The 23670-nt window shown below is 65.6% G+C and carries 23 protein-coding genes and 3 tRNA genes; 16 read left to right on the top strand and 10 right to left on the bottom strand.

Annotated elements, in window-relative coordinates:
• The first annotated feature begins 1 nt into the window (after position 1).
• The 10 genes from WS69_RS00625 to nagZ all read left to right on the top strand — a co-directional run bounded on the left by WS69_RS00625 (position 2) and on the right by nagZ (position 10363).
• Positions 2 to 1510 (top strand): DegQ family serine endoprotease, encoded by a 1509-nt coding sequence (locus WS69_RS00625; RefSeq protein ID WP_059468913.1) that lies wholly within the window; start codon positions 2 to 4, stop codon positions 1508 to 1510.
• Entirely contained in the window at positions 1507 to 1761 is a 255-nt protein-coding gene (locus tag WS69_RS00630) for a glutaredoxin family protein (protein ID WP_082715849.1), read from the top strand. The genes WS69_RS00625 and WS69_RS00630 overlap by 4 nt, the downstream gene beginning before the upstream one ends.
• Before the next feature lie 213 nt (positions 1762 to 1974).
• A complete protein-coding gene (gene lepA, locus WS69_RS00635) occupies positions 1975 to 3768 on the top strand; it encodes a translation elongation factor 4 (RefSeq protein ID WP_059468914.1) in 1794 nt (597 codons plus the stop codon).
• Positions 3769 to 3783: 15 nt separating this feature from the next.
• Positions 3784 to 4677 carry a signal peptidase I gene (lepB, locus tag WS69_RS00640; protein ID WP_059468915.1) on the top strand — a complete coding sequence of 298 codons (894 nt, stop codon included), beginning with the start codon at positions 3784 to 3786 and terminating at the stop codon, positions 4675 to 4677.
• Between the two features lie 152 nt (positions 4678 to 4829).
• Positions 4830 to 6293 carry a ribonuclease III gene (gene rnc / locus WS69_RS00645; RefSeq protein ID WP_059468916.1) on the top strand — a complete coding sequence of 488 codons (1464 nt, stop codon included), beginning with the start codon at positions 4830 to 4832 and terminating at the stop codon, positions 6291 to 6293.
• A 69-nt stretch (positions 6294 to 6362) separates the two neighbouring features.
• The gene (gene era, locus WS69_RS00650; protein ID WP_059468917.1) at positions 6363 to 7262 is read left to right on the top strand and encodes a GTPase Era; all 900 of its coding nucleotides are present in this window, start codon (positions 6363 to 6365) and stop codon (positions 7260 to 7262) included.
• Positions 7249 to 8100, top strand: coding sequence for a DNA repair protein RecO (gene recO / locus WS69_RS00655; RefSeq protein WP_059468918.1), 852 nt, complete (start codon positions 7249 to 7251; stop codon positions 8098 to 8100). Before era ends, recO begins: the two co-directional genes overlap by 14 nt.
• Positions 8097 to 8870 carry a pyridoxine 5'-phosphate synthase gene (pdxJ, locus tag WS69_RS00660; protein WP_059468919.1) on the top strand — a complete coding sequence of 258 codons (774 nt, stop codon included), beginning with the start codon at positions 8097 to 8099 and terminating at the stop codon, positions 8868 to 8870. The genes recO and pdxJ overlap by 4 nt, the downstream gene beginning before the upstream one ends.
• Positions 8871 to 8875: 5 nt before the next feature.
• Positions 8876 to 9307: a holo-ACP synthase gene (acpS, locus tag WS69_RS00665; RefSeq protein ID WP_059468920.1), complete on the top strand. Its 432-nt coding sequence runs from the start codon at positions 8876 to 8878 to the stop codon at positions 9305 to 9307.
• 27 nt (positions 9308 to 9334) lie between these two features.
• Positions 9335 to 10363: a beta-N-acetylhexosaminidase gene (gene nagZ, locus WS69_RS00670; protein ID WP_059468921.1), complete on the top strand. Its 1029-nt coding sequence runs from the start codon at positions 9335 to 9337 to the stop codon at positions 10361 to 10363.
• Between the two features lie 46 nt (positions 10364 to 10409).
• Here the strand turns inward: nagZ and WS69_RS00675 are convergent, their stop codons facing one another.
• The 3 genes from WS69_RS00675 to earP form a co-directional block, all read right to left on the bottom strand.
• Positions 10410 to 11807 (bottom strand): sigma-54-dependent transcriptional regulator, encoded by a 1398-nt coding sequence (locus WS69_RS00675; RefSeq protein WP_059468922.1) that lies wholly within the window; start codon positions 11805 to 11807, stop codon positions 10410 to 10412.
• Between the two features lie 270 nt (positions 11808 to 12077).
• Complete coding sequence (gene efp / locus WS69_RS00680) at positions 12078 to 12635, bottom strand: elongation factor P (protein ID WP_059468923.1); 558 nt, start codon at positions 12633 to 12635, stop codon at positions 12078 to 12080.
• Positions 12636 to 12824: 189 nt separating this feature from the next.
• Complete coding sequence (gene earP / locus WS69_RS00685) at positions 12825 to 14045, bottom strand: elongation factor P maturation arginine rhamnosyltransferase EarP (protein WP_059468924.1); 1221 nt, start codon at positions 14043 to 14045, stop codon at positions 12825 to 12827.
• Between the two features lie 160 nt (positions 14046 to 14205).
• On the opposite strand from earP, the gene uvrC reads away from it, so the two are divergent.
• The 6 genes from uvrC to WS69_RS00715 all read left to right on the top strand — a co-directional run bounded on the left by uvrC (position 14206) and on the right by WS69_RS00715 (position 19055).
• Positions 14206 to 16413: an excinuclease ABC subunit UvrC gene (gene uvrC, locus WS69_RS00690; RefSeq protein WP_059468925.1), complete on the top strand. Its 2208-nt coding sequence runs from the start codon at positions 14206 to 14208 to the stop codon at positions 16411 to 16413.
• A 123-nt stretch (positions 16414 to 16536) separates the two neighbouring features.
• Positions 16537 to 17130, top strand: a complete 594-nt coding sequence (gene pgsA, locus WS69_RS00695) for a CDP-diacylglycerol--glycerol-3-phosphate 3-phosphatidyltransferase (RefSeq protein WP_059468926.1) — start codon at positions 16537 to 16539, stop codon at positions 17128 to 17130.
• Between the two features lie 157 nt (positions 17131 to 17287).
• Positions 17288 to 17363: transfer RNA gene (locus WS69_RS00700), tRNA-Gly, on the top strand.
• A 60-nt stretch (positions 17364 to 17423) separates the two neighbouring features.
• Positions 17424 to 17499 (top strand) — tRNA-Gly (locus WS69_RS00705).
• Positions 17500 to 17612: 113 nt separating this feature from the next.
• Positions 17613 to 17686: transfer RNA gene (locus WS69_RS00710), tRNA-Cys, on the top strand.
• A 172-nt stretch (positions 17687 to 17858) separates the two neighbouring features.
• Positions 17859 to 19055, top strand: coding sequence for a site-specific integrase (locus WS69_RS00715; RefSeq protein WP_059468927.1), 1197 nt, complete (start codon positions 17859 to 17861; stop codon positions 19053 to 19055).
• Between the two features lie 36 nt (positions 19056 to 19091).
• On the opposite strand, the gene WS69_RS00720 is transcribed toward WS69_RS00715, so the two are convergent.
• Genes WS69_RS00720 through WS69_RS00750 form a run of 7 tightly spaced genes read right to left on the bottom strand, consistent with a single transcriptional unit; the run spans position 19092 to position 23543 of the window.
• On the bottom strand, positions 19092 to 19430 hold the full coding sequence (locus WS69_RS00720) for a helix-turn-helix domain-containing protein (protein WP_059468928.1): 339 nt from the start codon (positions 19428 to 19430) through the stop codon (positions 19092 to 19094).
• Positions 19427 to 19687, bottom strand: coding sequence for a hypothetical protein (locus WS69_RS00725; RefSeq protein ID WP_059468929.1), 261 nt, complete (start codon positions 19685 to 19687; stop codon positions 19427 to 19429). Before WS69_RS00725 ends, WS69_RS00720 begins: the two co-directional genes overlap by 4 nt.
• Positions 19684 to 20817, bottom strand: a complete 1134-nt coding sequence (locus WS69_RS29725; RefSeq protein ID WP_082715851.1) for a hypothetical protein — start codon at positions 20815 to 20817, stop codon at positions 19684 to 19686. Before WS69_RS29725 ends, WS69_RS00725 begins: the two co-directional genes overlap by 4 nt.
• Positions 20814 to 21272: a hypothetical protein gene (locus tag WS69_RS00735; protein ID WP_059468931.1), complete on the bottom strand. Its 459-nt coding sequence runs from the start codon at positions 21270 to 21272 to the stop codon at positions 20814 to 20816. Before WS69_RS00735 ends, WS69_RS29725 begins: the two co-directional genes overlap by 4 nt.
• Positions 21269 to 22741: a hypothetical protein gene (locus tag WS69_RS00740; protein WP_059468932.1), complete on the bottom strand. Its 1473-nt coding sequence runs from the start codon at positions 22739 to 22741 to the stop codon at positions 21269 to 21271. Before WS69_RS00740 ends, WS69_RS00735 begins: the two co-directional genes overlap by 4 nt.
• Positions 22741 to 23187, bottom strand: coding sequence for a hypothetical protein (locus WS69_RS00745; protein ID WP_059468933.1), 447 nt, complete (start codon positions 23185 to 23187; stop codon positions 22741 to 22743). Before WS69_RS00745 ends, WS69_RS00740 begins: the two co-directional genes overlap by 1 nt.
• Entirely contained in the window at positions 23184 to 23543 is a 360-nt protein-coding gene (locus WS69_RS00750) for a hypothetical protein (RefSeq protein WP_059468934.1), read from the bottom strand. The genes WS69_RS00745 and WS69_RS00750 overlap by 4 nt, the downstream gene beginning before the upstream one ends.
• Positions 23544 to 23670: the final 127 nt, after the last annotated feature.

The raw sequence follows: 23670 nt of genomic DNA on the forward strand, positions 1-23670 counted from the left end.
CATGATGAAACTCTCGCTGCGCACCTGGCTCGTCGCCGCAGCGGTGGCGGCCTCTGCGCCGTTTGCCGCGCAATCGGCGACGGCGGCTCCGAATGCTACGACCGCGCCCGCCGCAACGGGCGCCGCGCCCGCGCCGCGCGCGGGGTTGCCCGATTTCGCGGACCTCGTCGAGAAAGTCGGCCCGGCGGTCGTCAACATCCGGACCACGGCGAACGTGCCGGCCGATACGCGCGGCGCGCTGCCGCCCGGCCTCGACAACGGTGACATGTCGGAATTCTTTCGCCGCTTCTTCGGCATCCCGCTGCCGCAGCCGCCCGGCGGGCAGAAGAACGCGCCGAGCACGCCCGATGCGCCCGACACGGAGCAGAACCGAGGCGTCGGCTCTGGCTTCATCCTGTCGGCCGACGGCTACGTGATGACGAATGCGCACGTTGTCGACGACGCGGACACGATCTACGTGACGCTCACCGACAAGCGCGAGTTCAAGGCGAAGCTGATCGGTGTCGACGAGCGCACGGACGTCGCGATCGTGAAGATCAGTGCGTCGAACCTGCCGACCGTCGCGATCGGCGATTCGAACAAGGTGCGCGTCGGCGAATGGGTCGTCGCGATCGGTTCGCCGTTCGGCCTCGACAACACGGTGACGGCCGGCATCGTCAGCGCGAAGGGCCGCAACACCGGTGATTACCTGCCGTTCATCCAGACCGACGTCGCCGTCAACCCCGGCAATTCGGGCGGCCCGCTTATCAACATGCAGGGCGAGGTGATCGGCATCAACTCGCAGATCTACAGCCGCACGGGCGGCTTCATGGGCATCTCGTTCGCGATTCCGATCGACGAGGCGATGCGCGTCGCCGACCAGTTGAAGGCGTCGGGCAAGGTGACGCGCGGCCGGATCGCGGTCGCGATCGGCGAGGTGACGAAGGAGGTCGCCGACTCGATCGGCTTGCCGAAGGCGGAGGGCGCGCTGGTGAGCAGCGTCGAGCCGGGCGGTCCCGCGGATCGCGCGGGCCTGCAGCCGGGCGACATCATCCTGAAGTTCAACGGCCGTCCGGTCGAAACGGCGTCGGATCTGCCGCGGATGGTCGGCGACACAAAGCCGGGTGCGAAGGCGACGGTGACGGTATGGCGAAAGGGGCAGTCGCGCGATCTGCCGATCACAATCGCCGAATTCCCGACTGACAAGGCCGCGAAGACCGACAGCCGCCAGGCACCGCAGCAGAAGCCGCGCAGCAACGCACTCGGCCTGACGGTCAGCGACCTGTTGCCCGACCAGTTGAAGACGCTCAAGCTGCGCAACGGCGTGCAGATCGATGCGGTCGACGGCCCGGCCGCACGCGCGGGCCTGCAGCGCGGCGACATCGTGCTGCGCGTAGGCGACGTCGATATCACGAGCGCGAAGCAGTTCGTCGACGTGACGTCGAAGCTCGATCCGCAGCGCGCGGTCGCGGTGCTCGTGCGGCGCGGCGACAACACGCAGTTCATCCCGATCCGGCCGCGCCAGAAGTGAGCTCCACCGCGCGCTTCACGCTGTACGGCCGCGGCTGGTGCCATTTGTGCGACGACATGCGCGACGCGCTCGCGCCCGTCGCGGCCGAATGCTCGGCAGGCGTCGACTACGTCGACATCGACGCGGATCCGGCGCTCGTCGCGCGCTATGACGAGGACGTGCCGGTGCTGCTGCTCGACGGCGTCGAGGTGTGCCGGCATCGCTTCGACGATGCTCGGGTCAGGGCGGCGCTCGCGTGGCGTGGGCGCTGAACGAAAAACGGCGCGCCGCTCGCACCGGCGCAAGCCTGTGGCTTCCCACGGCCGTTGAGCGGCCGAGCCGCGCCGGGTGGGCCACGGCACGCCCGAGCGTCCAAAATGCCGCCCCTGACGGGGCTTTTCGGCTAAAATAGGCCGTTTTTTCACCGACTTACAAGGCGTGCTCCGCAGTCGTCGAGCGCGCCTTTTTCGCTTGATCGGCACTGAATGGATCATATTCGCAATTTCTCGATCATCGCGCACATCGACCACGGCAAGTCGACGCTCGCGGATCGCATCATCCAGCTTTGCGGCGGCTTGTCCGACCGCGAGATGGAAGCGCAGGTGCTCGACTCGATGGATCTCGAGCGCGAGCGCGGCATCACGATCAAGGCGCAGACCGCCGCGCTCACGTATCGCGCGCGCGACGGCAAGGTCTACAATCTGAACCTCATCGACACGCCGGGGCACGTCGACTTCTCGTACGAGGTGAGCCGCTCGCTGTCCGCGTGCGAGGGCGCGCTTCTTGTCGTCGACGCGAGCCAGGGCGTCGAGGCGCAGACGGTCGCGAACTGCTACACGGCGATCGAGCTCGGCGTCGAAGTGGTGCCCGTGCTCAACAAGATCGACCTGCCCGCCGCGAACCCGGAGAGTGCGATCGGGGAGATCGAGGACGTGATCGGCATCGACGCGACCGACGCGGTGCGCTGCAGCGCGAAGACGGGCCTGGGTGTCGAGGACGTGCTCGAGTCGCTGATCGCGAAGGTGCCGCCGCCGAAAGGCGACGCCGACGCGCCGCTGCAGGCGCTCGTCATCGATTCGTGGTTCGACAACTACGTCGGCGTCGTGATGCTCGTGCGGATCGTCAACGGCACGCTGCGTCCGAAGGACAAGATCAAGATGATGGCGACGGGCGCGCAGTATCCCGTCGAGCACGTCGGCGTGTTCACGCCGAAATCGCGCGATCTCGACTCGCTGTCAGCGGGGCAGGTGGGCTTCATCATCGCCGGCATCAAGGAGCTGACGGCCGCAAAGGTGGGCGACACCGTCACGCTTGCGAACAAGCCGGCTCCGGAACCGCTGCCGGGCTTCAAGGAGGTGAAGCCGCAGGTGTTCGCGGGCTTGTATCCCGTCGAGGCGAACCAGTACGACGCGCTGCGCGAGTCGCTCGAGAAGCTGAAGCTCAACGACGCGTCGCTGCAGTACGAGCCGGAAGTGTCGCAGGCGCTCGGCTTCGGCTTTCGCTGCGGCTTCCTCGGCCTCTTGCACATGGAAATCGTGCAGGAGCGGCTCGAGCGCGAGTTCGACATGGATCTCATCACGACCGCGCCGACGGTCGTCTACGAGGTCGTGCAAAGCGACGGCTCGACGATCATGGTAGAAAACCCGGCGAAGATGCCGGAGCCCGCGAGGATCATGGAAATCCGCGAGCCGATCGTCACCGTGAATCTCTACATGCCGCAGGACTACGTCGGCTCGGTGATCACGCTGTGCACGCAAAAGCGCGGCTCGCAGATCAACATGCAGTATCACGGCCGCCAAGTGCAGCTCACGTACGAGATCCCGATGGCCGAGATCGTGCTCGATTTCTTCGACCGCCTGAAGTCGGTGTCGCGCGGCTATGCGTCGATGGACTACGAGTTCAAGGAATACCGCGCGTCCGACGTCGTGAAGGTCGACATGCTGATCAACGGCGACAAGGTCGACGCGCTGTCGGTGATCGTGCATCGCTCGCAGTCGCAGTATCGCGGCCGCGAGGTCGCGGCGAAGATGCGCGAGATCATCCCGCGCCAGATGTACGACGTCGCGATCCAGGCAGCGATCGGTGCGCACATCATCGCGCGCGAGAACATCAAGGCGCTGCGCAAGAACGTGCTCGCGAAGTGCTACGGCGGCGACATCACGCGCAAGAAGAAACTGCTCGAAAAGCAGAAAGAAGGTAAGAAACGGATGAAGCAGGTGGGTTCGGTCGAGATCCCGCAGGAGGCGTTCCTGGCGATCTTGCGAGTCGAAGACAAATAACAGGACTGATCCTTTATGAATTTTGCGCTGATTCTTTTTGTGCTCGTCGTTTTGACGGGCATTGCGTGGGTGTTGGACAAGCTGTTTTTCCTGCCGCAGCGGAAGAAGGCGGCGGACGCGGCGGTCGCCGAGTTCGAGCGCCAGCAGGAGCGGATCGGCGAGCGCTTCGCCGACGAGAACGCGCCGCAGACGCGTGCGCGTCTGCGTGAAGAGAAACTGCGCCAGCCATGGTGGCTCGAATACACCGCGAGCTTCTTCCCGGTGATCCTCGTCGTGTTCGTCGTACGCTCGTTCATCGTCGAGCCGTTCAAGATTCCGTCGGGCTCGATGGTGCCGACGCTCCTCGTCGGCGATTTCATCCTCGTCAACAAGTTCGACTACGGCCTGCGCCTGCCGATCACGAATCAGAAGATCACCGAAGGCCGTCCGCTCCAGCGCGGCGACGTCGTCGTGTTCCGCTATCCGAAGGACGAATCGGTCGATTACATCAAGCGCGTGATCGGCCTGCCGGGCGACACGGTCGCGTATCAGGACAAGAAGCTGACGATCAACGGCCAGCCGGTGCCCGAGGCGCAGCTGCCCGACTACTTCGACGAAGAGCGGATGAACTATGCGAAGCAGTTCGAGGAAACGCTCGGCGCGCGCAAGAACGCGATCCTGAACAATCCGGCGGTGCCGCCGTTCGTGATGGGCGCGGACGATTATCCGTATCGCGACAACTGCCAGTACGACAGCCGCGGCGTCGTCTGCAAGGTGCCGCCCGGCCACTACTTCATGATGGGTGACAACCGCGACAACAGTGCCGACAGCCGCTATTGGGGCTTCGTGCCGGACAAGAACATCGTCGGTCGCGCGTTCTTCATCTGGATGAACTTCAGCGAACTGAAACGCATCGGCTCGTTCAACTAGGCCGTGCTTCGAACGTTGCAACACGCCGCGCGCGGGCTGCGCGGCGTGTTGCCGAATGACTTCAAGAGCCGGCGGCAACACCGCCTCGTCACGCCTTTTCGCGCCCGGCTGCGTTTCCCGGCCGAAGCGGCGCCCGCGTTATACTCCTGTCCATGCCCTTATCCCAGTTGGAAAGCCGGCTGCGCTACGAATTTCGCAATGCGGAATTATTGCGCCAGGCTTTGACCCATCGTAGTCATAGCGCCACGCATAACGAACGGCTCGAGTTTCTCGGCGATTCCGTTCTGAATTGCGCGGTGGCTGCCCTTTTGTTTCAGCGCTTCAGCAAGTTGGACGAGGGCGACTTGTCGCGCGTGCGGGCGAACCTCGTCAAGCAGCAGTCGCTCTACGAAATTGCTCAGGCCCTCAATATCTCCGACGGCTTGCGGCTCGGCGAGGGCGAACTGCGCAGCGGCGGGTTCCGAAGACCGTCGATCCTCGCGGACGCATTCGAAGCCATCATCGGGGCGGTGTTCCTCGATGGCGGCTTCGAAGCCGCCCAAGGGGTCATCAAGCGGCTCTACATCCCGATTCTCGACCATATCGATCCGCGCACGCTCGGCAAGGACGCGAAGACGCTGCTGCAGGAGTATTTGCAGGGCCACAAGATCGCGCTGCCGACCTATACCGTCGTCGCGACGCATGGTGCGGCGCACAATCAGCAATTCGAAGTCGAATGCACGGTGCCGAAGCTGGACGTGAAGGTGTCCGGCTCCGGCGCGAGCCGCCGCGCGGCCGAGCAGGCCGCCGCGAAGAAGGCGCTCGACGAGGTGCTGGCAGCTGCGCCGATGCTCGCCGCAAAGCCGAAGCGCTCGAAGAGCGCGCGCGGCGCGAAGCATGTGGAGCCGGAGATCGTGCCGGGCGTGAAGGGCGTGCAGGAGGCGCTCGATTTGCGTTCGCCGGATCGCAAGGAACGCGGCGCGAACCGCGTGGCGAGCGAGGAAGCGAAGGGAGCGGACCCGAAAGCCGTCGACGCGAAGCCGGGCGACGCAAGACCGGCCGACGTGAATGCGGCCGAGTCGAAGCCGGAGGATCCGAAGGCCGTCGAAGCGCGCTCCATCGAAGCGAAAGTGCCTGCCGAGTCGAAATCTGCCGAGATGAAAACCGTCGAAGCGAGGTCCGGTGCGCATGCGAGCGCCGCTTCGTCCGACGGGCCCGCGCAGGCTGACGATGCGGCCGCTCGTGCGCCCGCTGCTGCGCCCGTCGCGGTCATCCGCGCGGCGCATGTCGAGCACTCGGCCGACAAGGCCGAGCCGCGCGCGGCAAAGCCGGCCGACAAGCCCGCTTCGGCAGCGGACAAAGCGGACAAGCCCTTGTCGGACAAGGCGCCGGAAAAAGGCCCGGACAAGGCGCAGGCACTGGACAAGACGCAGGTCCAGGAACCCGAGCAGGCGCAGGACAAGTCGTCCGATCCTGTTTCTGCGAAGGCGTCCGACAAGGCGCTGGATAAGCCCGACGCCGCCGCGGGGCTGGCCGACCGGTCGCCGCGCGCCCGCGACGCATCGCTCGCGCCGCCGTCCGCAGCCGAGCCCGATCTGGCCGCCGCGCCCGTGCGCGTCGCCGATGCAGGTCATTGACATCGTCCCAATCGACATCGCGGCCGCGCACGGATGTGCGGCCGCTTCCGAACCCAGCAGCAACCTGATATGAACGCACCCGCTCCCACCGGTTTCCGTTGCGGCATGATCGCGATCGTCGGTCGTCCGAACGTTGGCAAGTCGACGCTGATGAACGCGCTCGTCGGCCAGAAGATCAGCATCACGTCGCGCAAGGCGCAGACGACCCGCCACCGGATCACCGGTATCCGCACGCTCGACGACGCGCAGTACATCTTCGTCGACACGCCCGGCTTCCAGACGCGCCACAGCACGGCGCTCAACCGGTCGCTGAACCGCGCGGTGACGTCGACGCTGACGTCGGTCGACGCGATCCTGTTCGTGATCGAGGCGGGCCGCTTCGGCCCCGACGACCAGAAGGTGCTCGACCTGATTCCGCCCGGCACGCCGACGCTCCTCGTCGCAAACAAGCTCGACCGCGTGTCGGACAAGGACACGCTGTATCCGTTCTTCCAGAAGATGGGCGCGCTGCGTGAGTTCGCGGAGATCGTGCCGCTGTCCGCGAAGCATCCGGAAGACATCCTCCGGCTGACGGACACGATCAAGCCGTATCTGCCGGAAGGCGAGCCGATCTACGGCGAAGACGACCTGACCGACCGCAGCTCGCGTTTCCTCGCGGCCGAGATCCTGCGTGAGAAGGTGTTCCGCTGGACGGGCGACGAGCTGCCGTACACGAGCACCGTCGTCATCGACAAGTTCGAGGAGGAGGGGCGCCTCACGCGCGTGTTCGCGACGATCCTCGTCGAGCGCGATTCGCACAAGGCGATGGTGATCGGCAAGAAGGGCGCGAAGCTCAAGCAGATCAGCACCGAGGCGCGGCAGGACATGGAGAAGCTGTTCGACGGCCCCGTCTATCTCGAGACCTTCGTCAAGGTGAGGAGCGGCTGGGCCGACAACGAAGCGGGGCTGCGCGCCTATGGGTACGAATGACGGAACGTCCGATGTCGGGATGACCGACGAGGTCGACGCCGACCCGCAACCGCCGGCCGCGCAGCCCGTGCCGGCCACCGACAAGCCGCTGCGCAAGCCGCGCCGCGCCGCCGCGCGTACCTCCGAGTTCCGGATCGCCGAGCAGCCGGCGTTCGTGCTGCACAGCCATCCGTATCGCGAGACGAGCCTCGTCGTCGACGTGCTGACGCGCGATCACGGCCGCATCGCGCTCGTCGCGAAGGGCGCGAAGCGCCCGCATTCGGCGCTGCGCGGCGTGCTGCAGACGTTCCAGCCGCTGTCGCTGTCGTGGTCCGGCAAGTCCGAGCTGCGCACGCTGACGGGCGCCGAATGGGTGGGCGGCATGCTGCCCCTCGCGGGCGACGCGCTGTTGTGCGGCTTCTACGTGAACGAGCTGCTCGTCAAGTTCTGCGCGCGCGAGGATCCGCATCCTCCGCTCTTCAAGCACTATCTCGTCACGCTCACGCGCCTCGCGCACGGCGAGCCGCCCGTGCAGGTGTTGCGTTCGTTCGAGCGCGTGCTGCTGCGCGAGACGGGCTATGCGATGTCGCTCAAGCGCACGGTCGCGCGGCGCTCGGTCGAGCCCGACAAGCTCTACGTGTTCGATCCGGAGCGCGGCGTGCGCGACGCGGGCGACGACATACCGTCGCACTGGCCGGTGATCGCGGGCCAGACGTTGCTCGACATGGAAGAGGACGATTACCATCGGGCGCAGACCGTCGCGCAAAGCAAGACGTTGATGCGCTTCCTGCTCAACACCTATCTGGGCGGCACGCCGCTCGCCACGCGTCAGATCCTGATCGACCTGCAAAACCTATGAGCTTCTTCCTGACCTCGCCGACCGCCATCGAACTGGGCGTCAACATCGACCACGTCGCGACGCTGCGCAACGCGCGCGGCACCGCGTATCCGGATCCCGTGCGCGCGGCGCTCGCCGCCGAGGACGCCGGCGCCGACGCGATCACGCTGCATCTGCGCGAAGACCGCCGGCACATCGTCGACGCGGACGTGCGCACGCTGCGTCCGCTCCTGAAGACGCGGATGAACCTCGAATGCGCGGTGACGCCGGAGATGCTCGACATCGCGTGCGAGATCCGTCCGCACGACGCGTGCCTCGTGCCGGAGAAGCGCTCGGAGCTGACGACGGAGGGCGGCCTCGATGTCGTCGCCCATTTCGATGCGGTGCGTGCCGCATGCAAGCAGCTCGCGGACGTCGGCGCGCGCGTGTCGCTCTTCATCGATCCGGACGATGCGCAGATCCGCGCCGCGCACGAGACGGGCGCGCCCGTGATCGAGCTGCACACGGGGCGCTACGCGGACGCGCACGACGAGGCCGAGCAGCACCGCGAGTTCGAGCGGATCGCGGCGAGTGTCGACGCGGGCATCGCGCTCGGGCTGAAGGTGAACGCGGGCCACGGGCTCCACTACACGAACGTGCAGGCGATCGCCGCGCTGCCCGGCATCGCCGAGCTGAACATCGGCCACGCGATCGTCGCGCACGCGGTGTTCGTCGGCTGGGACAACGCGGTGCGCGAGATGAAGGCGATCATGGTCGCGGCGCGCGTCGCCGCGCTGCACGGCGGCCGCTGACGCGCATGGCGATCTACGGCATCGGCACCGACCTCGTTCAGGTGAGCCGCGTCGCCGCCGTGCTCGAGCGCACGGACGGCCGCTTTGCCGAGAAGGTGCTCGGCCCCGACGAGCTGCATGTCTTTCATGCACGGCGCGCGCGCTCGGAGGCGCGCGGCATCGCGTTTCTCGCGACGCGCTTTTCCGCGAAGGAAGCATTTTCGAAGGCGATCGGCCTCGGCATGCACTGGCCGATGACGTGGCGCGCGCTGCAAACGCTCAACAGGCCGAGCGGCGAGCCGTACGTCGTCGCGTCGGGCGAGCTCGCCGCATGGCTCGACGCGCGCCGCATCACCGCGCGCGTGACGGTCAGCGACGAGCGCGACTACGCGGTGACGTTCGTCGTCGCCGAGGCGCCCGACGATGTCGTCGCCGCGCGCTCGGGCGCCGCTTCCTGATCCATTCTCCGCAAGGACGCTGATTCGATGAAACTGACCCCCGGTCCGGTAATGCTCGACGTCGCCGGCACGACGCTCACGCGCGACGACGCGCGCCGTCTCGCGCACCCGCAAACGGGTGGCGTGATCCTGTTCGCGCGCCACTTCGAGAGCCGCGCGCAGCTCGTCGCGCTGACCGACGCGATCCGCTCGATCCGCGACGACATCCTGATCGCGGTCGACCAAGAAGGCGGGCGCGTGCAGCGCTTTCGCACCGACGGCTTCACGGTGCTGCCGGCGATGCGCCGGCTCGGCGAGCTATGGGACAAGGACGTGCTGCACGCGACGAAGGCGGCGACCGCGGTCGGCTACGTGCTCGCGTCCGAGCTGCGTGCGTGCGGCGTCGACATGAGCTTCACGCCCGTGCTCGATCTCGATTACGGCCGCTCGAAGGTGATCGGCGATCGCGCGTTCCATCGCGATCCGCGCGTCGTCGCGCTGCTCGCGAAGAGCCTCAACCACGGGCTCGCGCTCGCCGGAATGGCGAACTGCGGCAAGCATTTTCCCGGCCACGGTCATGCGGAAGCCGACTCGCACGTTGCACTGCCGACCGATGACCGTCCGCTCGACGAGATCCTCGCGAACGACGTCGCGCCGTACGACTGGCTCGGGCTGTCGCTCGCGGCCGTCATTCCGGCGCACGTGATCTACACGCAGGTCGATTCGAAGCCGGCGGGCTTTTCGCGCGTGTGGCTGCAGGACGTGCTGCGCGGCCGGCTGCGCTTTCCGGGCGCGGTGTTCAGCGACGATCTGTCGATGGAGGCGGCGCGCGAAGGCGGCACGCTCGCGCAGGCGGCGCAGGCTGCGCTCGAAGCGGGCTGCGACATGGTGCTGATCTGCAATCAGCCGGACGCCGCGGAACGTGTGCTGGACGAACTGCGTGCGACGACGTCGCGCGAATCGCTGCAGCGGATCAAACAAATGCGGCCGCGCGGCAAGGCGCTCGAGTGGAGCAGGCTGATGCGCGAGCCGCGCTATCTGCGCGCGCAGGAACTCCTGCGCAGCACGTTCGCGTAACGCGGACGGGCGAGGAGGGCGGCGCGCAGCCGCCCTCGCGTCGACGTCAACTGATCTTCATGCGCTGCAGCTTGTTGTAGAGCGTCTTCGGGCTGATGCCGAGGAGCGTCGCCGCGCGGTGGCGTGTGCCGCCGACCGCATCGAGGGTCGCGCGGATCAGCAGATCCTCGACGTCGGCGAGCGGCGTGCCCACGCGCACCTGCACGCTGCTGCCGTTCAGCGCCGTGCCGGGCTGCGGGTATGTGTCGCCCGCGCGCAGCGTCTCGATGAAATCGCCCGACTGGTCGTACGCGAGCCGTATGCGCTCATGCAACTCGCGCACGTTGCCCGGCCAGTCGTATGCGAGGCATTCGCGGACGAAGCCGGGCGCGATGCGCTTGTCGGTGATGTTCAGGCCGGTGGCGCGTGCGTCGCGGTTCAGGTCGTCGACGAATGCCTCGGCAATCCTGATCACGTCGTCATCGCGCTCGCGCAGCGGCGGCAGGCCGATCGAGGCGGCGTCGAGGCGCAGCCACAGATCCTCGCGCAGCGTGCCGTTCGCGACCGCTTCGCGCGCCGGGCGGCGAGTCGTCGCGATCAGCCGGAAGTCGCTCGCGATCTCGGTCGTGCCGCCGATGCGCATGAAGTTCTGCGAATCGAGCGCGCGCAGCAGCGCCTCCTGTAGCGAAAGCGGCAGCGTGGTGATTTCCTCGAGGAACAGCGTGCCGCCGCTTGCCTGCTCGAACAGGCCGGGATCGCGGCGCTCGACGCCCGTGTACGCACCGCGCTCGCGACCGAGCAGCATGCTCTCGATCGCGCGGCCGTTGGTTTCGATGTTGCGCGGCGACTGAACGGCCGCGCGGCAGTCGAACGCGACGAACGGGCCCTTGCGGCGGCGGCTCAGGTCGTGCAGCGTGCGCGCGGCCGTCTCCTTGCCCGTGCCGGGCTCGCCCCACAACAGCACCGCGGTTTCGGTGCGCGCGTTGTGCTCGATCATGTCGTAGGCGTGCTGGATCGCGTCGCTGCGCCCGACGAGCGAGCCGAAGCGGCCGAGGCGGCGCAGCGACGCGCGCAGCGCCTGCACTTCCTCGATCAGTTCGTACGGGCGTGGGATCCGCCCGAGCAGGCTGCGCAGCCGCGGGATGTTGACGGGCTTCAGCAGATAATCCCAGACGCCATGCCGCAACCCCTCGATCGCGCTTTCGACGGTCGCGTTGCCGGTCAGGATGATCACCGGCAGCGAGCCGTTCGGCTGTTGCTGCGGCAGGTTCTGCAGCAAGTCGAAGCCGCTGCCGTCGGGCAGGTTCAAGTCGACGAGGACGACATCGGGAATCGAGCGGGCGAGTGCGCCGCGCGCCTCGGCGAGCGATGTCGCCGTATCGACCGAGAACCCGTCCGCGGCGAGGAGCGCGGTCAGGCCGGATAAGCTATTGGGATCGTCTTCGACAATCAGGGCGTGTGGCATGGTGTGCGCGAGTTGAAAAGCCGGGCCATCGGCCGGACCGGCATACAGCCCCCATTTCGGGATGAGAAATGAATTTTATGCCCCATCGCGCACTTGGCGTACGGTATTTGTTATCGACTATAAAACAGTTACGGATGATACAAATTGAATCCCGTCAGGGTTTCTTCAAAGCATTGTTTATGATGTGGCGCCTTTATGCAATAAGCGGCGTCGAATAAACAAAAAGCGCCCCGAAGGGCGCTTTGTTCGGCCTGCTCGCGCAAACGTTTCTTATGCGCGGCTGCGATACTCGTTCGTACGCGTGTCGATTTCGATCTTGTCGCCGGTATTGCAGAAGAGCGGCACCTGCAGCTCGAAGCCCGTCGAGATCTTCGCGTTCTTCAGCACCTTGCCCGACGACGTATCGCCCTTGACGGCCGGCTCCGTGTACGTGATCTCGCGCACGAGGATCGTCGGCAGTTCGACCGAGATCGCCTTCTCGTTGTAGAACACGACTTCGCACGCCATGCCGTCTTCGAGGTAATTGAGCGCGTCGCCCATCATTTCCGCTTCGACTTCGAACTGGTTGTAGTCGGCGTCCATGAACACGTACATCGGGTCGGCGAAGTACGAGTAGGTCACTTCCTTGCGGTCGAGCACGACGACGTCGAACTTGTCGTCCGCCTTGTAGACCGATTCCTGGCCCGCGTTGGTCAGCAGGTTCTTCAGCTTCATCTTGACGACGGCGGAGTTGCGGCCCGACTTGTTGTATTCGGCCTTCGAGACGACCCATGCGTCGTTGCCGACCATCACGACGTTGCCTACGCGGAGTTCCTGTGCGGTTTTCATAACTAAAACTATCCTGAACGAGAGAAATTTCCTGAGCGTTGCTCAACGGCTAACGGCGCAAGCGGACTCGACCCGGCAGCCTGGGCGACCGCGTGTGCGATCCGCCGTGGCCGGAACTGGCGGCCCCTTTATCCTGGAGCGTCGCGCCGAAAACGACGCGCTTGCGCGCGTCATCCGTTGGATAACCGTTTATTTTAACTGAGTTTTTGCAAAATTCGCCAGATTTCCGGCGAGGTCGCCGACGGTCGCGAGCTCGTCCGCCCAACTCGCCGCGCGCGCGGCGAGCGCCGCGCGGTGCTGCCAGAAGTCGGCCCAATCGGGCGTGCCGGAACCGTTCCAGGCGTGCCAGAAGCGCTCGGTCGCCGCGCGCGTCGCGTGATCGACGCGCGCGGTGAAGTGCGCGAGCGCCGCGTCGAGCTTCGGCAGGTGCGCGTCGTCGGCCTGCGGGTAGATCTGCCAGACGAACGGCCGGCGCGCCCATTGCGCGCGGACGAACGAATCCTCGCCGCGCACGAAGTTCACGTCGCTCGCCCATAGCAGCAGGTCGTAGTCGGGCTGAGCGACGAATGCGAGGCCATGCGCGGCGACGCTGCCGCACTCCGCGTGCGTGCCTGCGTCGAATGCGCCGACGCCGAAGAAGCGCGCGACGCTCGCCGAGATGCGGCCCTCCGGCACCAGCAGCACGATCGGCTCGCGGCCGTCGCGCCATTGCTCGAGCAGCGCGTCGAGCGCCGGATTCTCGTATGCGAAGAGCGACGCGACCGTCGCGTCCGGGCCCGGCATCGGCGCATCCGCGACGTTTTGCCACCACGTGCGGCGTGCGTCGTCGTTCGCTTCGAACGCGAGCCGGCGCGCGTCGAGGTCGCGCTCCTTCAGCACGCCGCCCGTGCCAGGCCCGAGGCCGGGGAAGTAGAACGTCTTCGTCAGCGGATAGCGCGGGTGCGGCGACGGCCGCAGATGGAAGTCGCAGACCCAATCCTCGGCGCTCAGGTATTCGAGATTGATCCATACGGGCGGCCGCGCGCGGCGCGCCATCGCGGCGACGTACGCGCCCGGCAGCTCGCACGCGAACGCCTCGATCACGACGTCGGCGATCTCGAGCGTATCGCCCGCATGCGCGGGCGCGCGCCAGTGCTCGACGACGATGCCGTCGATGGTCTGGCGCGCGGCGTCAGGCCGTGCGGCCGGCTGCAGCCGCGCGAGCGTCGTGAGATCGTCGACGAAGATCCGCACCTGCCAGCCGTGCTCGGCCGCGAGCTGGCGCGCGAGACGCCAGCACACGCCGATGTCGCCGAAGTTGTCGACGACCGCGCAGAAGATATCGCACGCGATCGGGCCCGACACGTCTTGCGGCGGGCGAACGGCGGCGGTGGCGGAAGCGGGCGGCGCGAGCGGGGCGGACGACGTCATCGGAGCTGTGAAAGCAGGGCGAGATGGGAGCAAACCGGAAAGCAAACGGGGCGCGGCAGGGCTGCCGCGGCGATCGCGCCGCGAACGCGCGCGGCGAATGCTCTAAACTGGCGATTCTAAATGACCTTGTTCGCGCGCGCCGCTCGCGCCCGGATTGAGCATGACATCCCCCGACGCACCCGAATCTCCTTTCGAACCCAAGCCGATCCTCGCCCAACTGCCGCACCTGCCGGGCGTCTACCGTTACTACGACACGCAAGGCGCGGTACTGTACGTCGGCAAGGCGCGCGATCTGAAGAAACGCGTGTCGAGCTACTTCACGAAAACGCAGCTATCGCCGCGGATCGCGATGATGGTCACGCGCATCGCGCGCATCGAGACCACGGTCACGCGTTCGGAAGCCGAGGCGCTGCTGCTCGAGAACAACCTGATCAAGGCGCTCGCGCCGCGCTACAACATCCTGTTTCGCGACGACAAGTCGTATCCGTACCTGAAGCTGACGGGCCACACGTTCCCGCGAATGGCGTACTACCGCGGCGCGGTCGACAAGAAGAACCAGTACTTCGGGCCGTTTCCGAGCGCTTGGGCGGTGCGCGATAGCATCCAGATCCTGCAGCGCGTGTTCCAGCTTCGGACCTGCGAGGACTCGGTGTTCAACAATCGCACGCGTCCGTGCCTGCTGCACCAGATCGGCCGCTGCTCGGCGCCGTGCGTCGGCGCGATCGGCGAAGAGGACTACGCGCGCGACGTCGACAACGCGTCGCGCTTCCTGCTCGGCCGGCAAGGCGAGGTGATGGGCGAGCTCGAACGGAAGATGCACGCGTTCGCGGCCGAGCTGAAGTTCGAGCAGGCGGCGCTCGTGCGCAACCAGATGAGCTCGCTCGCGAAGGTGCTGCATCAGCAGGCGATCGACGTCGGCGGCGACAGCGACGTCGACATCCTCGCCGTCGTCGCGCTGGGCGGCCGCGTGTGCGTGAATCTAGCGATGGTGCGCGGCGGGCGGCATCTCGGCGACAAGGCGTATTTCCCGACGCACGTCGAGAGCGCGCTTGCGCTCGCCGGCGAGGCGGGCACGGAAGCGGACATTGACGCGGGCGGGGAAGCGGACGGTGGAGCGCACACCGAAGCGGACGCGCAGGCCCGGCTCGCCGGCGAAACGGCGGCGGCCGCCGAGCGCGCGGGCGGCGGCGCGGCAGCGCATGCCGGCGCGAGCGCGGGCGAGAACATCGACGAAAACACCGAAGGAAGCGCGGAAGCGGACATCGAAGCGGCGAATGCCTTCGAAGCCGCTGCACCGTCCGAAATCGACGACGGCGCCGCGTCGCAGGAAGCCGAGCCCGGCGCCGCGCCGCTCGAAACCGAAGTGCTCGAAGCGTTCATCGCGCAGCACTATCTCGGCAACCGGGTGCCGCCGATTCTCGTCGTGAGCCACGCGCCCGCGAACCGCGAGCTGATCGATCTGCTCATCGAGCAGGTGGGGCACAAGGTAGCGGTCGTGCGGCAGCCGCAGGGTCAAAAGCGCGCGTGGCTCACGATGGCCGAGCAAAACGCGCGCCTCGCCCTCGCGCGGCTGTTGTCCGAGCAGGGCTCGCAGCAGGCGCGCACGCGCTCGCTCGCCGACGTGCTCGGCTACGAGAGCGACGATCTCGCGCTGCTGCGGATCGAATGCTTCGACATCAGCCACACGATGGGCGAGGCGACGCAGGCGTCGTGCGTCGTCTATCACCACCACAAGATGCAGTCGTCCGAGTACCGCCGCTACAACATCACGGGCATCACGCCCGGCGACGACTACGCGGCGATGCGCCAGGTGCTCACGCGCCGCTACGAGAAGATGGTCGAGGAGGCGGCCGCAGAAGCGTCGGCCGACGCGGCAGCCGGCATCGACGGCAACGCGGTGCATGCGGCCGCGTCGGCCGGGGGGCTGCCGAACATCGTGCTGATCGACGGCGGCCGCGGTCAGGTCGAGATCGCTCGGCAGGTGTTCTCCGAGCTCGGGCTCGACATCTCGATGCTCGTCGGCGTCGCGAAAGGCGAGGGGCGCAAGGTCGGGCTCGAGACGCTGATCTTCGCCGACGGCCGCGCGCCGCTCGAGCTCGGCAAGGAGAGCGCCGCGCTGATGCTCGTCGCGCAGATCCGCGACGAGGCGCACCGCTTCGCGATCACCGGCATGCGTGCGAAGCGCGCGAAGACGCGCCAGACGTCGCGGCTCGAAGAGCTCGAAGGCGTCGGCGCGAAACGCCGGCAGCGGCTGCTCGCGCGCTTCGGGGGCTTGCGCGGCGTCGTCGCGGCGAGCGTCGACGAGCTCGCGAGCGTCGACGGCATCTCGCGCGCGCTCGCCGAGCAGATCTACCGACAGCTACACTGAGCGTCGGGCCATCCGCGCCGCCTCGGCCGGCAAGCCGGGCGGCGCGGCCCGCGCCGGGCGCTTCGCTTGTGGCGGCGCGGGTGACGCGGCACAATGGCAAATCCCTCAACCGTGTCGCGTGCCATGCCGTTCAACTTCCCGATTTTCCTGACGTGGGTGCGAATCGTGCTGATTCCGCTCGTCGTCGGCGTGTTCTATTTGCCGGACGCGATGCTGAGCGCCGACCACCGCAATATGGCGGCGGCGGTGATCTTCATTCTCGCCGCGCTGACCGATTGGTTCGACGGCTATCTCGCGCGCAAGTGGAACCAGACGTCGGCGTTCGGCGCGTTTCTCGATCCCGTCGCCGACAAGCTGATGGTGACGGCGGCGCTCCTGATGCTCGTGCAGCTCGCGCGCATCGACGCGGCGATCGCGCTCGTGATCGTCGGCCGCGAAATCGCGATCTCGGCGCTGCGCGAATGGATGGCGCAGATCGGCGCGTCGAAGAGCGTCGCGGTGAATTCGCTCGGCAAGTTCAAGACCGCGTGCCAGATGGTCGCGATTCCGATGCTGCTGTACTACGGGCGGCTGCCGTTCGGCGGCGGCGTCGCGATCGACACGCGCGTATGGGGCGAATGGCTCATGTATCTCGCGGCCGTGCTGACGATCTGGTCGATGCTCTACTACATGAAGCTCGCGTGGCCGCAGATTCGCGAGCGCGGCGGTGCGGCGTGAACGCGTGAAACGCGCGCCCGGATCGCGCGTCGAAGCGGGCGATGACGTGATCGAAGAAAAAGGGTGCGAAAAATGCTTGACACATAAATCCAGTTTCACCATAATCTCCTTTCTCCGCTGCACGGCGACTGACGCAGTGCGGTGGGTGAAGCAAAACGCGGGAGTAGCTCAGTTGGTAGAGCGCAACCTTGCCAAGGTTGAGGTCGCGAGTTCGAGACTCGTCTCCCGCTCCAGATTTGAAGGCAGCGTTTTGCTTGACGTGTTGTTCGGCAAACCTGCAGATGCAGGACGATGCGGGAGTAGCTCAGTTGGTAGAGCGCAACCTTGCCAAGGTTGAGGTCGCGAGTTCGAGACTCGTCTCCCGCTCCAGAACAAGGGGAAGCCGAGCTTCCCTTTTTGTTTGATAGGCCCGACGGCCTTCAATCAAAATCTGTTGATCGTTGCAAGCCGGCCGGTTTCGCGACGTTTGGCAGTCCGCTTACGGCGCGATAGCAAAGCGGTTATGCAGCGGCCTGCAAAGCCGTGTAGGCCGGTTCGACTCCGGCTCGCGCCTCCAAGTAGCAAGAGATAAAGCCCTGATTCGTCAGGGCTTTTCTTTTTTCTGCAAGTTTCCAAAGATGGAAATGGGTCGCCAAGAGTGGTAAAAAGTCGTCTCTAACCACTCAAGAAACACGCGTAACCACGCCTAAGTCGGCTCTTTGGCCGTATAGGCTAGTTCGCATTAGCGCATGGCGACCAAGCGACTACGACCCTCTGGAACGTGGGAATACATCATCCGACGTTCGAAGCTTCTTCCAAAGCCACTTTCCCTGACGTTTCAATCTGAAGAAGAGGGCGATGCGTACGTCGCCCGGCTGGAGCAGCTGCTCGATGCCGGCATTGTGCCGACGGACGTCGTTGAGCAACGCGAAGCGATCGCAACGACGCTCGACGCCGTTCGAGAATACCTGCGACGTGTGTCGGTGCCTGATTCCGACGCCCAGGTGCTAAATACGTTGCTCGGCGGCCGACTCCCCTCGAAAGCGCTCTCTACTGTGGACTACGATTGGGCGGAACGATGGGTGACGGCAATGAAGCGCGAGCATCATTTGTCGCCGTCGACGATTCGCCACAATGTCGGGGCGCTCGCTCGTTGTTTTGATTGGGTAGTGAAGTCAGGTACTCCGATGCTTGCCGTGAATCCGCTGCGGCTGTTGCCGAAGCGCTACGCGACGTATACCGATGATGATCGCGTGGCAGTGGAGGCGCAGGACCGTGCGCCGAAAGAGGATGTGCATCGAGACCGACGGCCAAGTGAGGAAGAGTTGGCCGAGATCCGGCGCATCATGGCAGGGGGAAAGCCCAAGGACCGGGAGCGGGCGCTTGAGTTGCCGTATCGGCCGGCGCTGGTATTCCTGTTCGATCTGGCGATCGAGTCCGCAATGCGGATGCGCGAGATGTACACGCTCGACGTTGCGCAGTTTGACGTCGGCCGCCGGACGGCCGCGCTCGAGCGGACAAAGAATGGTAGCAAGCGTTCAGTGCCGCTCACGACAGTAGCAGTGGCGGCGTTCGAGCGCTACGTCGCGGCCGTGAACGGTCATGACCCGACGATGTGTGGGTTCTCGTTCGAGGGCGGCAGGCTCTTCCCTTGGGTCGATGAGATCGAGGCGGGCATGCGCGCGAAGAACATGCCAGTTCTCCGTCGGAAAGTCCTTGAACGCGTCACCGTGCGGCTGTCGGGCCAGTTCGGCCGACTATTCAACGCGGCCGGCTGCCCTGATCTGGTTTTCCATGATCTGAGGCATGAGGCGACATCTCGGCTGTACGAGCGTACGACGTTGAGCGACGTTCAGATCGCGAAGATCACCGGGCACACGAATCCCAAGGTCTTGATGCGCTACGCAAACCTGCGGGGGAGTGATCTGGCGGAAAGGCTTTGGTGAGCCCCCGGCCGGGCGGCCGGGGTGGCTTTGGAGCGATCACGCGGCCATCGCGGCCGATGCGTCCAGTTCGGGGAGGCGAGGAAGGGGGCGTGCTTTGCGGCCGGGCCGGCGCGGGTCGGTCTGCGAAAGTTGCTTTCGGATCGCCTTGTCGACCCGCGCATCAGTTTCCGGAGACCCGCACCGGATCTGCTCGATTCGCTTCTGCGTTTGCGCCTGCACCTGTTCGCGCAGGTAGGCGACGACATCGTCCTCCAGAAAGACCCATGCTCGGCCGATCTTGGCACCGAGGATGTCGCCGCGATGAACGATGTCCAAGAGCGTAGTCCGGTCGATTTTCAGGAATTCCGCGCATTCGATCAGGTCGAGCGTCCTCACGCATTGCCTCCTCGATTTGCCGTGATGCGATCGCGCCACTGTTCCAGCTCGCGGATGTATTCGGCATGCGTCGGGCGATCCGCGACTGTCAGCCAGCATTCGTGGCTGCTGAAAGCACCGCCACTGATCGCGTGCGTACTCAATTTGCCGGCGCAGATCTGCGTGGCCAGATCGGTAAGGGCGGTGACCAGGTGGTCGACGGTGTCCGCCTGCAACTCCAGGCGAAACTGGACCGCGCGCTTCGGGGGCGTCGTCATCGGCTACCTCCTGCGCGTGCAGCTGCGCGATCAAGCCGCTCGATCTCGGCGAGGATCAGTGCGCCGGCCTTGACCAGTTCGCGTCGACGGTCATCACCAACCTTTGCGCTCCAGCCAGCAGGCAGGATCGCTTGGCCGAACGTGGCGCCATAGCCGGTATCGGTTGCCGGCCAGTCGCGGACGCCGGCGGGCATCGCGTAGAACGCGGCGAGCGATGCGATTTCGCCGCATGCATGCTCGTCGTCGTGTTCTACCGTCCAGCCTTTTTCGGTGATCTGCCGACGGCGCTCGGCACGCACATCGACCACTGCGGCCGTGACGTCGTGCGACGCGTTTATCACGATTCCGCCGTCCTTTCGCATCATCCAGCCGCGCTTGCCCGGCACATAGTCGCCGGACATAATCGCCGGGATCTCTGCCGGGTCCGCCGCCGGCGCGGGGGTGTGAGATTCAAGCGCTTCGGTTGCCGCGAGGATCGGATTGTTCGCGCTCGACCACTCGCCGACATCCACGTCGAGAAACTCGCCGACCGCTTTTGCGAGACGCGTGCCATCCTCTTCCATCTGGTCGCGCTCGTCAATCGTTCGCGACAGATCGCGTTCCGTCGCCCCTTCTAGCGTCTCGTTGGCAGATGCTGTGCGGGCCGTTAAATCCGACTGGCGCATGGCCATGGCCGCTGCGATGGCCAACGGCGCGTTTCCATGGTTGGGCCACGTTTCAGGATCTGCGCCGATGATCGCGGCAACAGCTTTGCGCGTTTCATTCAGGGCATCCCATGCGGTACGGTGCGGGCCAAGCCACTCCACCCGCTCGTCCGTCGGCGCGAGCGCGGGTTTTGTTTTCACCCACTCGGAACAACCCTCACGCACTCGCGGCAGGTCGCCACCGCACACGCAACCGCCTGCCCGTTCGCAATACCCGCTGGGCGCTGCTGCGGGCTGCTCGGCATGGGATGCTGCGAGGAGGTTGCGCGCGAACAGTACGACGCTCAGATCGCTGCCGTGATACTGCGGGTGCGGGTTGAACTCTTTCCCGTACCGGCTTTCTTCGACGCTGAAGTGCGGCTCGGCGATTGAGAGAATCTGCTCGTCCGTCAGCGCATCAGTGTGGATCTTGTCGGTAGTGTTCATTGTTGGTCTCCGGAGGTGAGTGTAGGCAGGGCGCGGCCGAGTTGCATCAGGCCGGTCTCAAGCGTGACGCCGGCAGTGGTTGCCCATGTGCGGGCCTCCTGCGCGGCTTTGTGGCGGGCGAACGAACCGACCTCGTCGGCCATCAGGTCGAGCAGCTCGACGTCGGCCGCGTGCGAGATCTCGACGACCAGGTCGCGGATCGTGGCGCGAAGCGCTTCGATGCGCTCGGCTCTGCCTCGGCGGGCAACCGCCGAGGCATCGTTCACCTGGATAGGTTTGCGACGCGCAAGCGTCGCTTCGTCCTTCTGGATCGCTTTTGCGGGCGCACGCCCGCGCTGTTCGGTCGCGATTGCCTTGCCGTCGACACTCTCGAGCGCAATCGCGGTGCGCTGTTTTCTGTGTTCCCGCTTACGCGACAGCGGACGTTGGGTAGAAAGAGCCGGGCGCGGGGTCATTTCGCGCCTCCGGACGGGAACGGCCATGCAGCAGCGGGGTCGAGGCCGCGACGTTCCGCTGCCGCCGGGAGGGCGCTATCCAAGAGGGCGCGGCCTGACGCGATCCGACGCTTGTCTTCGATGGCCGTCAGTACGTCGGTCACGTCCGGTCGCTTCCCTCTAGCCGACGCAGTCGCAAACTCGGGCTTCCAGTCAGGGTCGGGCATGTCGATGACATCGTTCGCCCACGCGAGAATCCGCTGGAAGGCTACCTGTTCCGATTTCGTGCTGCCGTGGCTGGGGGACTTGATCATCTTGACGAGCTTTGCTGCGCCCGAGCGAATGGCTTGCACGCGCGTCCATACCACAAGGGTTGCCGACGAGATCTTCAGCGGGCCACTCGCAAAGCTGGTGCCGGTGTTGTACTCGACCGAGTAAATCCATGCACCGGGAGCCGGCTGTGCGACGCGAATGTATGCGAGAGGCCCCTTGATCCTTCCGGTCCGCTCGGGGCCGCATAGCGTATCGGCCGGCTCGCAGCACCCGTTTTCGTCTGGTTCCGCGATGGGCCAGTCCTTGCCAGCAGGTTTGGTATCGAGCAAGTCAGTGAGGGGCATCAGCGCTGTGTGAACTGCTTCGATCGTCGCTTGTGTCAGCTTGCCGAAACCGTCGTCGTGCAACACCGCCTGCAGCGCCTGCAAAAGTTGCTTTGCACGCGGTTCGTCGATCTTCGTTGGTTTGCGCGATGCTGGCTTTTCTGACGGCTTGCCGCAAGCCAGATGTTTCTTTGTGACCTTGCTTTTGCCGGCTTCCTTTGCCTTCGAAAGCCCGGACACGATGCGTTCGAGCGCCTTGTCGCTGCCATGCGCGCGGATCTCTTCAATCGCGAGGGTGCCGGCGATCGAGCCATTTCGCACGAGGTCGTGCAGCTCGGCTGGTGCTTTCTCAAGCAGTGCAGCGTCGCGGATCGACTGCTCAGTGATGTTGAGGCGCGCGCAGATGGTTTTCGAGTCGAGGCCATGAACATCGCGCAGCTCGGCGATCGATGTAGCGAGATCGAGCGGCGAAGACGTCTTCGAGACGTTGCTCACGTAGCCGTCGATGACCATTTCCGCTCGGTTCACCTCGCGCGAGTCCCGCACTACGATCGGAATCTTTCCGAGATCTTTCCCCGCCTTGATTGCCGCGCCGGCCGCGAGGTAGCGGTGCTGGCCCTTGTAGACGTAGAAGTAATCCTTCCCGTCGACTTTTCGCGCGTAGCAATGCAGCGGAGAACCCTTGTCGTACCCGTTCTGCATCATCAGTGCGGTCAGTTCCTTGACCCACTGCGGATCCACCGGACGGACGTTGTCGAGCGGGTCGTAGCGCAGCGCTTCGTATGGCGTCATCCACAGGTCCGCCGACGTTGCGCCGGCGGCTGCGGCAGCGGCTTTGGTATTCCCGGTCTGGATCGGCGCAGTCGGGTCGAGCTGTTGCGTGTGGTCGTTCATCACGCGACCTCCTGCAGTTCAAGGCTGCTGGCATACGCGAGCGAGCAATCGAGCCTGAGTCGCAACTGCGTCTTAGGTCGGCGCAACACGACCTTCGTGCAGTGGCCGTCGAGGTCAATGCGCTCGACGGCCCAGCCAAGCGAAAGAAAACCTGCTACTAACCGATCGGGCGCATCACCGAGCGACATGCTCGGCAGAATTCGAAGTCCCCATTGAGCGCGACCGACGTAGTCTCCGATTTTCCGGCAGTCGACCAGGTGCATCGAGTATCGATCGATGTCGACATAGATCCTCGATTCAGCGAGTTTCGTGAGATCTCGTTCAACAGCAGTAATGTGCTTTGCTGCTCGCTTCAGCTCGGCAATCCGTTGTTCGTGTTGGCGATTGGCAGCGGCGACGATCTCAGAGTAAGTTGTCGGCGGCATGTAGGAGGTCGCGCGCTTCATGCGACCTCCTTCGCGCCGCGCTTGCTGCGGCGCTTTGCCTGTTGTGCTGCAGTGGCGATCGCGTCTTGCGCGGCCTGCTCGGCCGCCTTTCGCTGGCGACGGAATGCATTGATCGCACTCTCACAGTCGGCCTCGCACGGGATGGAGATCTGCGTGCGGACGACGTCGTGGCCGTCCATGATCAGGTATTCGATATAGATGCTGTCCGCGATCGGGCGGCGCATGACGACGGTTTGGCCGACGAGAATCGGTGTCGACGGCCGGCGGGCATCGCGGTCGTAGCGTACGATGGTCCGCAGGCTGAGGGTGTCGCCGCGTGGCGTATCGGGTTCGAAGCGTTTGATCGGGCGGGGCATGGTGTTACTCCTGTTCACTTTCGCCGGCCGCGCGACTCTTCAGGTCGACGTGTCTGGCGTGTGGTTGCTGGTCGCGCGTCCGGAGCGCCGCGCAGTTCGCGAGGCAGATCCGGAGGGCTGGATTGGT

Source organism: Burkholderia sp. BDU5 (genome assembly GCF_001522845.1).
Taxonomy (GTDB): domain Bacteria; phylum Pseudomonadota; class Gammaproteobacteria; order Burkholderiales; family Burkholderiaceae; genus Burkholderia; species Burkholderia mayonis.

Bases quoted from the DNA above. Each gene is read 5' to 3' on its own strand.
- WS69_RS00625 (WP_059468913.1), top strand. From the start codon at position 2: ATGATGAAACTCTCGCTGCGCACCTGGCTCGTCGCCGCAGCGGTGGCG.
- lepA (WP_059468914.1), top strand. From the start codon at position 1,975: ATGGATCATATTCGCAATTTCTCGATCATCGCGCACATCGACCACGGC.
- lepB (WP_059468915.1), top strand. From the start codon at position 3,784: ATGAATTTTGCGCTGATTCTTTTTGTGCTCGTCGTTTTGACGGGCATT.
- rnc (WP_059468916.1), top strand. From the start codon at position 4,830: ATGCCCTTATCCCAGTTGGAAAGCCGGCTGCGCTACGAATTTCGCAAT.
- era (WP_059468917.1), top strand. From the start codon at position 6,363: ATGAACGCACCCGCTCCCACCGGTTTCCGTTGCGGCATGATCGCGATC.
- recO (WP_059468918.1), top strand. From the start codon at position 7,249: ATGGGTACGAATGACGGAACGTCCGATGTCGGGATGACCGACGAGGTC.
- pdxJ (WP_059468919.1), top strand. From the start codon at position 8,097: ATGAGCTTCTTCCTGACCTCGCCGACCGCCATCGAACTGGGCGTCAAC.
- acpS (WP_059468920.1), top strand. From the start codon at position 8,876: ATGGCGATCTACGGCATCGGCACCGACCTCGTTCAGGTGAGCCGCGTC.
- nagZ (WP_059468921.1), top strand. From the start codon at position 9,335: ATGAAACTGACCCCCGGTCCGGTAATGCTCGACGTCGCCGGCACGACG.
- WS69_RS00675 (WP_059468922.1), bottom strand. From the start codon at position 11,807: ATGCCACACGCCCTGATTGTCGAAGACGATCCCAATAGCTTATCCGGC.
- efp (WP_059468923.1), bottom strand. From the start codon at position 12,635: ATGAAAACCGCACAGGAACTCCGCGTAGGCAACGTCGTGATGGTCGGC.
- earP (WP_059468924.1), bottom strand. From the start codon at position 14,045: ATGACGTCGTCCGCCCCGCTCGCGCCGCCCGCTTCCGCCACCGCCGCC.
- uvrC (WP_059468925.1), top strand. From the start codon at position 14,206: ATGACATCCCCCGACGCACCCGAATCTCCTTTCGAACCCAAGCCGATC.
- pgsA (WP_059468926.1), top strand. From the start codon at position 16,537: ATGCCGTTCAACTTCCCGATTTTCCTGACGTGGGTGCGAATCGTGCTG.
- WS69_RS00715 (WP_059468927.1), top strand. From the start codon at position 17,859: ATGGCGACCAAGCGACTACGACCCTCTGGAACGTGGGAATACATCATC.
- WS69_RS00725 (WP_059468929.1), bottom strand. From the start codon at position 19,687: ATGACGACGCCCCCGAAGCGCGCGGTCCAGTTTCGCCTGGAGTTGCAG.
- WS69_RS29725 (WP_082715851.1), bottom strand. From the start codon at position 20,817: ATGAACACTACCGACAAGATCCACACTGATGCGCTGACGGACGAGCAG.
- WS69_RS00735 (WP_059468931.1), bottom strand. From the start codon at position 21,272: ATGACCCCGCGCCCGGCTCTTTCTACCCAACGTCCGCTGTCGCGTAAG.
- WS69_RS00740 (WP_059468932.1), bottom strand. From the start codon at position 22,741: ATGAACGACCACACGCAACAGCTCGACCCGACTGCGCCGATCCAGACC.
- WS69_RS00745 (WP_059468933.1), bottom strand. From the start codon at position 23,187: ATGAAGCGCGCGACCTCCTACATGCCGCCGACAACTTACTCTGAGATC.
- WS69_RS00750 (WP_059468934.1), bottom strand. From the start codon at position 23,543: ATGCCCCGCCCGATCAAACGCTTCGAACCCGATACGCCACGCGGCGAC.